This window comes from Pseudomaricurvus hydrocarbonicus (assembly GCF_011602365.1).
Lineage (GTDB): Bacteria > Pseudomonadota > Gammaproteobacteria > Pseudomonadales > Cellvibrionaceae > Pseudomaricurvus > Pseudomaricurvus hydrocarbonicus.
Genome location: NZ_JAAONZ010000002.1, coordinates 186,180 through 199,300, shown reverse-complemented (window position 1 = coordinate 199,300; position 13,121 = coordinate 186,180). Strand labels below are relative to the sequence as shown.

General features: G+C 53.9%; 10 protein-coding genes. 3 read left to right on the top strand and 7 right to left on the bottom strand.

Going from position 1 to position 13,121, the window contains the following annotated elements:
• The first annotated feature begins 347 nt into the window (after window positions 1-347).
• A complete protein-coding gene (locus G8770_RS03190; RefSeq protein ID WP_167181700.1) occupies window positions 348-2,336 on the top strand; it encodes a DUF3604 domain-containing protein in 1,989 nt (662 codons plus the stop codon).
• A 138-nt stretch (window positions 2,337-2,474) separates the two neighbouring features.
• On the opposite strand, the gene G8770_RS03185 is transcribed toward G8770_RS03190, so the two are convergent.
• The 5 genes from G8770_RS03185 to G8770_RS03165 all read right to left on the bottom strand — a co-directional run bounded on the left by G8770_RS03185 (window position 2,475) and on the right by G8770_RS03165 (window position 8,570).
• On the bottom strand, window positions 2,475-3,263 hold the full coding sequence (locus G8770_RS03185) for a transglutaminase-like domain-containing protein (protein WP_167181698.1): 789 nt from the start codon (window positions 3,261-3,263) through the stop codon (window positions 2,475-2,477).
• A gap of 750 nt (window positions 3,264-4,013) precedes the next feature.
• Window positions 4,014-4,829, bottom strand: coding sequence for an endonuclease (locus G8770_RS03180; RefSeq protein ID WP_167181696.1), 816 nt, complete (start codon window positions 4,827-4,829; stop codon window positions 4,014-4,016).
• Between the two features lie 434 nt (window positions 4,830-5,263).
• Window positions 5,264-6,127, bottom strand: coding sequence for an alpha/beta hydrolase (locus G8770_RS03175; RefSeq protein ID WP_167181694.1), 864 nt, complete (start codon window positions 6,125-6,127; stop codon window positions 5,264-5,266).
• A 316-nt stretch (window positions 6,128-6,443) separates the two neighbouring features.
• Window positions 6,444-7,781 carry an amidohydrolase gene (locus tag G8770_RS03170; protein ID WP_167181692.1) on the bottom strand — a complete coding sequence of 446 codons (1,338 nt, stop codon included), beginning with the start codon at window positions 7,779-7,781 and terminating at the stop codon, window positions 6,444-6,446.
• Window positions 7,782-7,934: 153 nt separating this feature from the next.
• A complete protein-coding gene (locus tag G8770_RS03165; RefSeq protein WP_167181690.1) occupies window positions 7,935-8,570 on the bottom strand; it encodes a glutathione S-transferase in 636 nt (211 codons plus the stop codon).
• Window positions 8,571-8,735: 165 nt separating this feature from the next.
• On the opposite strand from G8770_RS03165, the gene bamJ reads away from it, so the two are divergent.
• Entirely contained in the window at window positions 8,736-9,212 is a 477-nt protein-coding gene (bamJ, locus tag G8770_RS03160) for a BamJ family beta-barrel-assembly machinery protein (RefSeq protein ID WP_167181688.1), read from the top strand.
• Between the two features lie 216 nt (window positions 9,213-9,428).
• Here bamJ and G8770_RS03155 read toward each other — a convergent pair whose 3' ends face one another.
• The gene (locus tag G8770_RS03155; protein WP_167181686.1) at window positions 9,429-10,532 is read right to left on the bottom strand and encodes an extracellular solute-binding protein; all 1,104 of its coding nucleotides are present in this window, start codon (window positions 10,530-10,532) and stop codon (window positions 9,429-9,431) included.
• 395 nt (window positions 10,533-10,927) lie between these two features.
• Here G8770_RS03155 and G8770_RS03150 point away from each other — a divergent pair, with 395 nt between their 5' ends.
• Complete coding sequence (locus G8770_RS03150; RefSeq protein WP_167181684.1) at window positions 10,928-11,299, top strand: VOC family protein; 372 nt, start codon at window positions 10,928-10,930, stop codon at window positions 11,297-11,299.
• A gap of 112 nt (window positions 11,300-11,411) precedes the next feature.
• Here the strand turns inward: G8770_RS03150 and G8770_RS03145 are convergent, their stop codons facing one another.
• Window positions 11,412-13,004, bottom strand: coding sequence for an ABC-F family ATPase (locus G8770_RS03145; RefSeq protein WP_167181683.1), 1,593 nt, complete (start codon window positions 13,002-13,004; stop codon window positions 11,412-11,414).
• Window positions 13,005-13,121: the final 117 nt, after the last annotated feature.

Here is a 13,121-nt window from a genome sequence, read left to right as displayed (position 1 = left end):
AGTCTTGAAGCTATTTGCTGTGCTAGCGGTTAAAGTGTCTCACTGCGCCAGGGAAATGACATAAAATCCAAAGTGACATAAACCTCTTTAGCCTTTTTACACGATCAATCGGGGTGTCTTATCCTTCTTAAGACGCCCCTGCGCCTCCTGCACGTCGTTTTTTTTCATGAATATTGGTCTACAGTAAACCTAACATGGATGCTTGTGGGATGAAGAACTCCACCAGCGTCCAGATCTTGTGCACTGTTGATGTGTGTCCGATCACCGGTCGGGTGCTGTTGTTCATCCGTGCCGCCTGACGGTTGGCGGCGGAATCTTCTTAAAATGAGTACGATTGGGGTGTTGGTATGCAAGGCATTAAGCCCAAAACACGCGCGATATCGAGGGTGTTTCCCTCCCTGGCCAGCAGCGCGCTGGTAGTGGGCGCTCTACTTGTTGTCGCCTTGACAGGGTGCAGTGAGAAAGCCTCAGAGCCCGCACCGAACGCTTCACCCACGCCGGAAACGTCCGCTGCCGAGTCAGCTACGTCGGTGACGACTTCTGAAGCTGTGACAAAAAATCTCCTCAAGGATGCCTATTTCGGCGAACTGCATTTGCACACGGCTTACTCCCTGGATGCCTACATCTTTGGCAACACCATGAACGACCCGTTTACCGCCTACCGGTTTGCCAAAGGTGGCGTGGTCAAGTTGGCGAACGGGGTCGAGAAGCAGATCAGCAAACCGCTGGATTTTGCCGCGATCACCGATCACTCCGAAGCCCTGGGGGAGTACGAGGTGTGTACCAACCCGCAACAGGCAAACTACGCTTCGGAAACCTGCGAGGGTATCCGCAATTTTAATATGCAAACGTTTCAGCAGCTGTTTTCCGGCATGGCCAAAACCCCCGCCGCGCGCCTGGCAGACATTTGCGGCGAGGACGGCAGTGGCTGTATCAATGCCATTGAGGGGCCCTGGCAGCGAATTCAGCAAGCCGCTGCGCAGAGCTACGAGCCGGGTAAATTCACTTCTTTTGTCGCCTATGAGTTTTCCGCCAACGCGCCAGAGGGTGCTGGCGGTATGATGCACCGCAATGTCATTTTCAAAAACGATCAGGTGCCCGAGACGGTGTTCTCGGCGTTTGAAGGCACCGGTGAAGACCTGCACAAATGGCTGGAAGGTAACTGCATCCGGGACTGTAAAGTGTTGACCATTCCCCACAACCCGAATTTCTATTGGGGCCGGTTGTATTGGGGTAAGAACAGTGATGGCTCTGACTTCACGCAGGCGATTGTCGAGCGCCGGGCCCGCATGGATCGCCTGGTGGAAGTCATGCAAATCAAAGGCAATTCCGAGTGTCAGACCGGCATCATGACCACTGATGAAGAGTGTAATTTTGAAACGGTGTTTGAAACCTGCGCCGAAGGCGAGAATGCGGCCTGCAGCAACGACTATGCGATGGTGCGCAATGGTCTCAAGTTTGGCTTGCGGGAGCAGGAAGAATGGGGTGTGAATCCCTTTAAACAGGGCTTTGCCGGGGGCACCGACAACCACAACGGCACGCCCAGCGATACCGCCGAAGATGATTTTGAAGGCCATTACGCCAACAACGATGGCAGCCCCGAAGTGCGCCTGGGCTTAAAAGCCAATCCCACCGCCGAGGCGATGGGCATGAGTGGCGATGATGACCCGACGAAACTCTACAACCCGGGGGCGATCACCGGTGTGTGGGCCGAAAGTAACACCCGCGAAGATATCTGGGATGCCCTGCATCGCCGTGAGACCTTTGCCACCAGTGGCACCCGCACCAAAGTGCGGATGTTCGCTGGCTATAACTTTGCGGATCAGCTGCATCAAGATGCCGATTGGGTGAAAACCGCCTACGCCGACGGTGTCCCGCAGGGCGGCACTCTGCTGACGGCTGCGAACGGTAAAGTCCCCAAGCTGGTAATTTGGGCAATGCGAGACCCCATGAGTGCACCGTTGCAAAAGGTGCAGGTCATCAAGGGTTGGCGTACAGAAGAAGATGAACTTAAAGAAGCGGTATTTGACGTGGCCTGTTCCGACGGCCTGCAACCGGATCCGGCTTCGCACCGCTGCCCCGACAACGGCGCCACAGTGAATCTGGAGGACTGCTCGATCAGCTCCGACAAGGGGGCTACTGAGTTGTCCACCACCTGGACCGACCCGGGCTTCAACCCCCGCGAGCGGGCGTTTTACTATGTGCGGGTACTGGAAAATCCGGTGTGCCGCTGGAGCATGTACGACGCCAAAAAGATCGGCGTTGAGCATCCACAGGAATTGCCCAAAACCGTCAAGGAGCGCGCCTGGAGTTCACCGGTTTGGTACACGCCGTAGATATGGATAAGGGCTGTCCTGACTGGGCTCGGTTTGAGGCAGGTTATTAGCCGGTCAGATGCTTAACTGAGCGCTTGGGGTGTTTAAAAATGCACCCGTAAGCCGAAAACGAAGGGCCGCAGCTGGGCCCTTTTGTCGTTAAGGGTTGATTATGCTGACGGTCACATTCTGTTCTATGGGAAAAACGGGAGGGCCAAATTGATTGTATATCGCCACATCGGCGGCATCCCGACCATAACCGATGGCGACAGAGCCGCCGTTTTTCACGGGCTGGGTGGCGTCAAAGGTGTACCAGCGGTCCGCCACGTAGGCTTCAAACCAGGCGTGTAATTCCATCGGTTGCAGACCATAAAGATACCCCACCACCATGCGCGCGGGAATGCTGAGGCTGCGGCACAGGGCAATCCCCAAATGCGCAAAGTCCCGGCAGACGCCGATTTTCTGTTGATTGACCTCTATGGCAGATAGTGGCAGCGGGCTGCTGCCAGGCTCGAAGCTAACATTGTTGTAGAGCCAGCGCTCGATGGCCGCCACCTGATCGTAACCGAGCAGTTGATTGGCGGTAATCTCCGTGGCCATGTCGCCGAAACGGTCGGATTCACAATAGCGACTGGGCAGCAAATATTTCAACACGGTGTCCGGCAGGTTCTGGACGTCCACAAAGCCACCGCCAGGTGCCTGATCAATGACATCCGCCGTTTCGATGTTAGCGGATGTAGAAATGGTGAAATCCCCCGGCATGGCCACCAGGCGCTGGCACAGGTTGCCAAAATCGTCGGTAAATTCAAAGGCCGGGACGCTGGGGTACAACAGGTACTCTTCGCTGGCGACCCACTGCTGGGCACCGCTTCGGGGACGCAGCATCAGCACAAAGGGGGTCGGGCAGGTGATGTTGAATTTAAGTTCGCAACTGGTGTGTAACCACATAAGTTTTCCTGATGTCTCGATACAGAGTGTTGGCTGGAATAGGCCCGGCAGTGGCCAAGTCAAACGGGGTAGAAATACGAGCGAATGCTTTTTCGGTTACTGCCTTGTCAGTTACTACCTGGTCCGAACTCACGTAATCCGAATCAAGCTAGTCGAATCAACATGGTCGAATCAACCTAGTCGAATCAACATAGTCCCTATCAATTTAGACCGTAACAATTTCGCCCGCAACCACGCAGTAGTCAGTGACAACTTAGTAGCCAGTTGTAGCCAGTGACAACTAGTTAGTAGTCAGTGACAACGTGGCCCGCAGTCACTTGGTCAAATTCACAACGATGTCGTCGGTGGCTCATTGGCGGGTAATGACAACAGCCATACCCGCATTAACCGTAAAACTCCAGGGCGAGGCATACTTTCGGTGAGGTCACTTGCGCATCGGGTCTCGCCCCAACGTCGATCTTTCTGGTTGAGTCACTTGCTGACAGTGCTGTTCGGCTTGGCCGCTGTTAGAGCCAGCACGCATGAAGAGTGCACACATACACAGAGTAGACACGCATTGCGTCAGTGTCGTTTCTTTCTCTCTCGTACTCATCACCGACTGAATATTGGCGGACAAGCAGGTCTGGGTTGTTTGGACGCTGTAGGCTTTGGTCGTTTGAGCGGTTGTTGGCTTTGGTGGCGAGAGCCGTTCTGCCCCGCGCTGATTACCACCCACAGTAACAGACATGGGGCTAATTACCAGCTGCTGGCCTAATTATTCGCCACCCAGTGTCCGCAGGCCTGTTCCATGACGGGATTGCGGTTGCCCTGAATGGCCCGAATGCGATCCGCCCGGGCGCACTCCCATTGGTTGACCGGATACATTCTGTCCCAGGCTTCCATGAGCTGGCGGGTTTTGCGCGACATGGCGAAGTGCGTGTAAGTGGCGTCCATGTACAAATAGGTGCGGGCAATGCGACCTCGGGCCGATTCCGGCGGTTCGGCTTTGCGTTGATCGATCTTCATAGGGCACGAACCAAAACTGGCTGGAGTATTGGGCAAGAGTGTGAAGGTGTAATTGCTGCGCAAGGCATTCACCGCGCCGATGGCCGGAAACAGGTTGTACATGTCCGCCTGCATGTAACGGTACTCTTCCACCATCTTTTCAGCACACTTGCGACCCTTGAAAGGCTTACCCTTGCTGTTGACGCACTGTGGATGGCCGTTGCGCCACTCGCTCAGGTTTCGACCAAAATTTTCCGCCGGCACCACATGTTCCCATTCAATCCGTTGGGCGCGTTTTGTATGTTTGCTGGTGGCGAAACCCGGTGGGGCAATGACCCGCTTGCTGCTGTCGAAGCCGGCCTCGCAATAGAGGGTTTTGGGGTGGTCTTTATAGACTTCGGCCTGCAGCAGTCTTTTGGCTTTGCTGAACGAAGGGTTGTGGGTGTTGCCCGTGGCGGTGGTGGTGGTGGTGTCGAAAAAGGCGGGGCTGATCGCGAGAGCAACAGGGCCGTTGGCAAAAGACAGCGGTGGTAACGTGCTGAACGTAAACAGTAGCAACAGGGGCAGGTGTAAAAGACGCATGGCAATCCATTCTTAATGAAGATTAATGCGCCAATCATATTGGTACTTTAGCATGAGCTCAATCATGGCTTCACGCTATTGTGGAATCACTCGCGGAATTGGTTGTGAGGCTGCTGAAATTGTTTATGGCCGGGTTTGTGACATTGTTTTTGGAAGGATACGTGGAGGTTTTTTTGGAAGGGTCCGTGGAAGTGCAGTCGGCAACTCCGGGGTGTGACAGGCCATATTGAAGCCGTTGAAGGAGCGGCAGATAGAAACCGGGAAAGTGATTCAGGCCGCTGAAGGTGGACGTGTTTCGGGGGGACGGTGGTTAACCGGCAGAAGGCAACAGCAGCTGATGTTAAAACGACACCAGACAGTGAACAAGCCTGCATGGGTTTGTGGATCGCGAAAGGCAAGACGGTGTGAGGAGGGGAGGTCCCCCCTCCAGGATATTACTGCTGGCTGATCTGTGTGTGCTGATGCTGGTTTAAAAACTGCAACAAGACCTGACGGTTTTTAACGTCGTCATAGGCTGCGATATGTTCCCCTTTATAGCTCAGGAATTGTTTGGGCTCTTTGGCTTGTTCAAACAGGGCTTCACCGTAGCGGTAGGGAACCACCGTGTCTTCGGTGCCGTGCACAATCAGCAGCGGGGTGGGGGAAATATTTTCGATGTAGTCGATGAGGTCGTATTCGGAGGGAATGGTTTGCAGAACCGGGGTTTTGACGAGGTCGGTCAGCCAGTGATCATCCAGTTTTTCTGCGGAAAGATTGCGGTAACTGCCAAACCCCGAGTCCAGGATAACCGCACTGAAGGGTTTTAACAGCCGCTCGTTGGTGGCCATCACATAGCCGGCCATTGAGGCGCCATAATCCTGACCCAACAGGTACTTGGGGGTCGCACCGGAGTACTTGTCCAGAAACCAGAGGGTACTGTAGCGTATGTCGACCAGACTGCTGGAGAGTCCGGCTTGACCATGTGAACGACCGAAGCCGCGATAATCCACCATGAGGACGTCGTAACCTTCATCGGCCAGCCAGTTCACATTACTCAAATGGGTACTGATATTGTCGGCCTTGCCATGAAAAAACAGCACCGCCCCTTTGGGCTTGTTGCGTTGTGATTGACGCTGAGGCAGCAACCAGGCGCTGATCAGCTGACCATTTTCGCTGCGGATGAGTTTTTCTTCATAGTCGTAGCCCAGCTGATCGGGTGTTTCTACCCATTCGTCGCTGGGGGAGAACATCATGCGGGTACAGCCCGTCACGACAACGACAAAGGCAATAAGACAGACACGGCAAAGTGAGATTGGCATAAGTGGGTTCGGCGGTTGCAAAGGGAAAATGGCACCACGCTCAATGCGTGTTTACAGGGAAGTGTAGATAGTGAAACACAACATTTGTAGGGAAATGGGTAAAAAAAAGCATTTCAACGTCAGATGGGGCTACTACTAGATGGGGCTACTATTAGAGAGTGCTGGCCTCACCCTGATGAAGGGACAGAGAATGACCGGGGAAGTCAGGGGAGGTGTGGAAGGGCTGAGCGGTTCCTGTTCAGGCATTGCGGATGGTGACCTGAACAGGAACTTTGGTGTTGGACGGCTTCTGATCCGGTCAATGCCGTCCGAAGGCTCACTGCGCCTGGTTCAGGTAATCAACCGCCAGGGTGGTGAGGGCTTCTACCCCGATTTTGAGAGCGTCTTCGTTAACGTAAAAGTAAGGCGAGTGGTTCATATCCGCCTGACCGGGGCCGACACCCGGTTTGTTCACGCCCAGCATAAAAAATACACCGGGAATTTCTTTCTGATAATACGAGAAATCCTCAGCTCCCATAAACGGAGGAATTTCCACCAGCCCTTGTTGGCCCGTTACTTTTTGCAATGATGGCACGGCAAACTCTGTCAGTGCGGGGTCGTTGTAGGTCACGGGATAACCGCGGATGACCGTAACGTCAGCAGTGGCACCAGCGGCCTTGGCGATGTTGGTGGCAGTGACTTCCAGGCGGCGGTGCAGGTCATCTTGCATGTCGCCGTCAAACGTACGAATGGTGCCCACCAGAGTGACTTCTTCAGGAATGATGTTGCTGCGCACTCCGCCGTGGATCGAACCGGTGGAGATCACCGCCGGGGCCTTGGTGATATCCAGTTGGCGGGCAGGTATCAGCTGAATGGCATTGGCGATCTGACCGGCAACGACGATCGGATCGATACCCGTCCAGGGGGAAGAGCCGTGGGTCTGTTTGCCTTTGACAACAATTTTGAACTGGTCGGAGGCGGCCATAGTCCCCTTGACCCGATAGCCCACCATACCGGTGGGTATGGGTATGACGTGCAAACCGAAAATCGCTTCTGGTTTGGGTTTTCCGTCCAATACACCCTGTTTTATCATCAATTCTGCGCCGCCTTCTTCGCCCTCCGGAGCGCCTTCTTCGGCCGGCTGGAAAATTAAAGTAACAGAGCCTGCCAGTTGGTCGCGATGTTGAGCCAGAACTTCAGCCACGCCCATCAAAATCGAGACATGAGCATCATGGCCACAGGCGTGCATCACGCCAACCTCTTGACCGTCGTATTCGGTCTTGGCCTTGGAGGCGAACGGCAGATCCACTTTTTCGGTGACGGGCAGTGCGTCCATATCGGCGCGCAGAGCCACGGAACGGCCGGGTTTCGCGCCTTTGAGAACACCTACCACGCCAGTATGGGCGACGTTGGTTTCCACCCGGTCAAACCCCAAAGCGGTTAAGTGCTCGGCGACGATTTTGGCGGTGCGAAATTCCCGGTTACTCAGTTCCGGGTGTTGGTGAAAATCCCGACGCCAGCTGATGACTTTTTTATCCACGGCCTTGGCGGCCTCGGCCCATTCGCCAGACTGGGCATTAGTACTCAAGCCAAAAGCCAGGGCCAGGCTGGCCAGCAGGGCTGAAGGTCGAGCTCTTAAACAGGGTATTAGGGAGTGTTTCAACGTTATTGCCATTATCCTTCCTTAGGGTATTGGTTTGGTCAGGCAGTCATGTGAAGGCTCACCGCTCTTAAACAACAGCCTGAAGGTGGCTCGGCGGCAAGGTGTTTCAGATGATTCCGCTGGTTCTGATCACCACACTAAGATTAGCCTCTAACCGTGATCAGGTCACGGGTTTTGCTGCCAAAGCGGGTGCTTGACCATGATGGTTTGGAAGCGCTCGGAATTTAAAAAACCGTCAAGCCAGCGTTGTAAATGCGGGTAGGGGGTTGCGTCGAACCAGGCTTTGTTGACAAAGGCACATTGGCGCACGAACGGGAAGATGGCGTTGTCGGCCAGGCTTTCGTCATCGCCCAGTAAGTACGCGGATTGTTGCAACTGTCGGTCGAGTTTGCCGAGAAACGTTTCGCACTGTTGCCGGTAGTAGGTCTCAGGGTGTTGCGGATACCCAACCGAGTACTTGTATTTGTCGAGCCAGGGTTTGAAGTCGGTGTCATTGGCATCAATCCAGTGATCGATGCTGGCTTGTCGGGTCGCTGGCAAGCCGTAGTACCAGTGCTGGGGGTCGTGTTGCTGCAGGGCCCACAACATCACATCGCGGCTTTCCTCAATCACGGTGCCATTGGCCAGTACGACCACTGGCACCGTGCCTTTGGGGGAGGCGGCCAGCATGGCCGCGGGCTTGTTTTTGAGCAGGATTTCCCGGTGCTCTACGTCTACTTTGCTGTAATGCAGGGCCATTCTGGCGCGCATGGCATAAGGGCAGCGGCGAAAAGAGTAGAGGACAGGCAGGGCTTGAAGCATGTGATTACAGTGTCATCAAAAAGAGTCGAGGCCGGGTTATAGTACCACACACGGGTTAGGCTGCCGCGGCGTCCGCATGCCAGTGGTGAGGGCGGTCAGCTAGTTGCCTGAGCGTATCTGGGGTAACATGCCTTCCTGTTTCAATATGAGTATCGGGAGTGAGTCATGGTGAAGGTTGTAGCGGCTATTCTGGCAGTGGTGGTGTTGGTGTTTATGGTTCAGAGGGCGTTCGCCGGTAAAGATGTGTGGCAGGAAAACCTGGCGCAGGGGGCGGCCTTTCTGGAGCAAAATAAAACCAAAGACGGGGTCATAACCACGGCTTCGGGACTGCAATACCTGGTCCTGCAAGAGGGCACGGGTACAGAAAAGCCGGGGCCCCGCGACAAGGTTAAAGTCAGCTATCATGGCACGTTACTGGATGGTACCGTGTTCGACAGTTCGGTGGAGCGTGGGCGGCCGATTGAATTTGGCGTCAACCAGGTGATCAAAGGCTGGCAGGAAGGTCTTCAGCTGATGACCGTGGGTGAAAAAATCCGCATGTTTATTCCCAGTGAACTGGCCTATGGCAATCGCGCTGCAGGTCGTCTTATCACCCCCGGTTCAACCTTGATTTTTGAGGTGGAGTTGCTGGGGATTAAATAACGTTTGTTGGCGCAGGTCAGCCATCTGGTTTCAGCGCATCACTGAGACCCCATAGCGTTGTTGTCAGCGCCTACAGGGTGGGGGCCGCGCTGAACTCCATAGTTCGAGCTCAGGACTGCAGCTTGCTTCTTTGTTGAGCCAGCCTGCAGTCAGTGTCAGCTCTGCATACCTTTCAGCATTTCCTTCTGACTGCGGTTGTCATAAGCATCATTGCCTTCAGTCGGAAAAACGGTCGACCACCAATCTTGACCAGATTTTTTCGCGCAGCTCCAGGGTTTCCTTGTCGGGGGTGTAGCTCAACCAGGTGTTTTCCATGTTCGCATCCGACATATAGATGTTCGGGTCATTGCGCATGCTGGCATCGACCAGCGCGGTGGCTTTTTGGTTGGCATTGGCGTAGCGCGCATAGTTCGAAATGTCGGCGATCACGTCCGGGCGCATGAGAAAATTCAGGAACTGATGCGCATTGCCGGGGTGTTTGGCCTTTGCCGAAATGGCCATGGTATCAATCCAAAGCGCCGTGCCTTCGTTTGGCGTGACATATTTGAGTTCGACTTTGGAATTCAATTCCCTGGCCCGTTCCCGCGCCAAATCCACATCCCCGCTCCAGGCCAGGGTGACACAAATTTTTCCAGACGCCAGATCGTCAATGTAATCGCTGGAATCAAAGGACGAGATATAAGGACGTATTTTCGCCAGAAGGTTGGCCACCTGGTAATGGTAAGCCCGCTTGTGCTGTTGGGGGTCATAACCCAGGTACTTTAAACTGATGTCGAAGATGTCTTCCTGAGAGCCCAGCAAGTTTATGCCACAATTGGCAAATTGCGCCATGAACTCCGGATCAAAAAAACTGCCCCAGGTGGCTAGCGCGGTTTCATCTCCCAACTTGGCCCGAATTTTTTTGACGTTATAACCAATGCCGACACTGCCCCACAAATACGGGATGGCGTATTGGTTACCTGGGTCATAGGTCGACATTTTGTCTTGTAAGGTGGGTTCCAGGTTCGCCAGGTTGGGCAGCAGGGATTTATCCAGGCGCAATAACGAGCCTTTTTCTTCATGGAACGGTAAAAACTCACCGCTGGGGCCAATCACATCCATCTCGGTACTGTTGGAGGCGATCGCCCGATTGAGTTCATCGTTGCTTTCATAGGTGTGGTAGTTGACCTTGATTCCCGTTTCACGTTCAAACTGATCCAGGACATCGTCGGTAATGTAATCGGTCCAGTTGTAGACGTTTAAGATTGGAGGCTCATCGGCCTGTACCCATACGGTTCCAAGGCTTAACAAAACCACCCAGCTTAATCGTTTCAACCACATAGCTACATTCTCCAAAATCAGGCCGCGTCAGGCACCGCGCCACCCTACAGTTTAAAAACTGAATAATTATTCTAGAAATGAGCGGTAAGCTCAAGTCATTAAAGCGTCAAATGCGGATAAGTCGTTGTCATTGATGTGCATGGCCGGGGAGCGCGTTAAATGAGGGCGGCCTGGCACCAAAATGACACCGGTCACCTTGACCCAGTCACAGAGAGTGAAGTCATATCTGGCCAAAGTGGGACGCTGCTTTCAGTTACGGCGGTCTGATCAATGCCCCTGGAGAAATAAATAGCATGCGTCTGTTCATACCAACTTGCGGGGTGGGGCATCTTGGTGCAAAGTCTCTGTGGCTGAAAAAGGCTGTAATACAAGCATTTATTTAACGGAGAAGCACGATGATCGGATATGTAACCCTGGGTGTCAGTGACATGGAGCGGGCAAAAGCTTTTTACACGGAGCTGCTGTCAGACTTTGGTGCCACTGTTCAGTTTGATGGTGGTCGTATTGCCATGATTGGTAAATCCATGGCTGAGCCGATGTTGTCGGTGTGCATCCCTTATAACGAAGAGCCCCCAACTCCCGGTAATGGCTCTATGGTGGCGCTTCCTGCCAGCTCGAAAGCGCAGGTGGATGAGTTGTATCATAAGGCGATTAAACTAGGCGCTACCTGTGATGGGGAGCCGGGCCAACGTATCCCGGACATGTTCTATGGGGCTTATTTCCGCGATCCGGATGGCAATAAACTGGCGTTTTTTGTTTTTGGCTAAGCGGTCGCTTTAAGTTTTGTGTCTGCGGCCTGGGTTGTCGGGCTAAAGACAAAAAAAACCGGCGCATAGCCGGTTTTTTTATTGCAACCAATCAGCTGTTCATGAAACCGTATTACACGACTTCCTGACTGGCCAGGTATTCATCATAGCTACCCTGGAAATCATTCAGGGTGTGATCCTTGATCTCGATGATGCGATTGGCCAGTGACGAGACAAACTCCCGGTCGTGACTGACAAAGATCAGCGTGCCGTCGTAGTTTTCCAGCGCCAGGTTGAGCGATTCAATGGATTCCATATCCAGGTGGTTGGTGGGTTCGTCCATGATCAGGACGTTGGTGTCCTGCATCATCAGCTTGCCAAACAGCAGGCGGTTCTTTTCGCCCCCGGAGCAGACTTTCACCTTCTTTTCAAAGTCGTTGGAAGAAAACAGCAGCCGTCCCAGAGTGGCTCGAACGATCTGGTCGTCATGATTGGGCTTTTGCCACTGGCTCATCCAGTCGAACAGGTTCAGCTCACAATTGAAATCTTCGGTGCTGTCCTGCGGGCAGTAGCCGAGGGTGGCATTCTCGGCCCATTGAATGGTGCCGCTGGTCGGGGACAGCTCATTCATCAGGCAGCGCAGGAAGGTGGTTTTACCCACCCCGTTTTCACCGATGACCGCGAGTCGGGTGCCCGCTTCCAGGATCAGGTTGCCGTTGCTGAACAGTGGGCCTTCATCAAACCCTTTTTCCAGCTTTTCCAGGATGACCGCCTGGCGGTGCAGCTTCTTTTCCTGATTGAAGCGAATGTACGGGTTCACGCGACTGGACGGTTTGATGTCGTCGAGCTTAATTTTGTCGATCTGTTTGGCGCGCGAGGTGGCCTGCTTGGCTTTAGATGCGTTGGCGGAAAAGCGGCTGACAAACTGTTGTAGCTCGGCGATCTGGGCCTTTTTCTTGGCGTTTTCAGATTGCAGGCGCTCGCGGGCCTGGGTCGAGGCGCGCATGAAGTCGTCGTAGTTCCCGGGGTAGACGCGCAGCTCGCCGTAATCGATGTCGGCCATGTGAGTGCACACAGAATTCAGGAAGTGACGATCGTGCGAGATGATGATCATGGTGCTTTTGCGATCATTCAGCACGCCTTCCAACCAGCGGATGGTGTCGATGTCCAGGTTGTTGGTCGGTTCGTCGAGCAGCAGGATGTCCGGGTCGGAGAACAGGGCCTGTGCCAGCAGTACCCGCAACTTCCAGCCGGGAGCGACTTCACTCATGGGGCCAAAGTGCAGGGCTTCGTCGATACCGGCACCGAGCAGAATTTCCCCGGCGCGGCTCTCGGCACTGTAGCCATCCATTTCGGCAAACTGCACTTCGAGATCTGCGACCTTCATGCCGTCTTCTTCGGACATTTCCGGCAGTGAGTAGATGCGGTCGCGCTCTTGTTTCACTTCCCACAGTTCGGCGTGGCCCATGATGACCGTGTCGATCACATTGTGTTCTTCAAAGGCAAACTGGTCCTGACTCAACTTGCCAATGCGCTCGTTGGGGGTGATGGACACGCTGCCGGCACTGGGTGAAAGGCTGCCGTCGAGAATTTTCATGAAGGTCGATTTACCGCAACCGTTGGCCCCAATCAGACCGTAGCGGTTGCCGTCGCCGAATTTAACGGAAATGTTCTCAAACAGTGGCTTGGCGCCAAATTGCATGGTGATATTTGCGGTAGAAATCAAAAGAAAATCCTGCGAACTGTGGGTGCTTGAATATTTGAGGTGTGTACTGCGTAAATGTTGAGCTGAGTACACCTTAAATTCTGAGGTACGTACTGCTGAAATTTTAGAGGTGCGTAC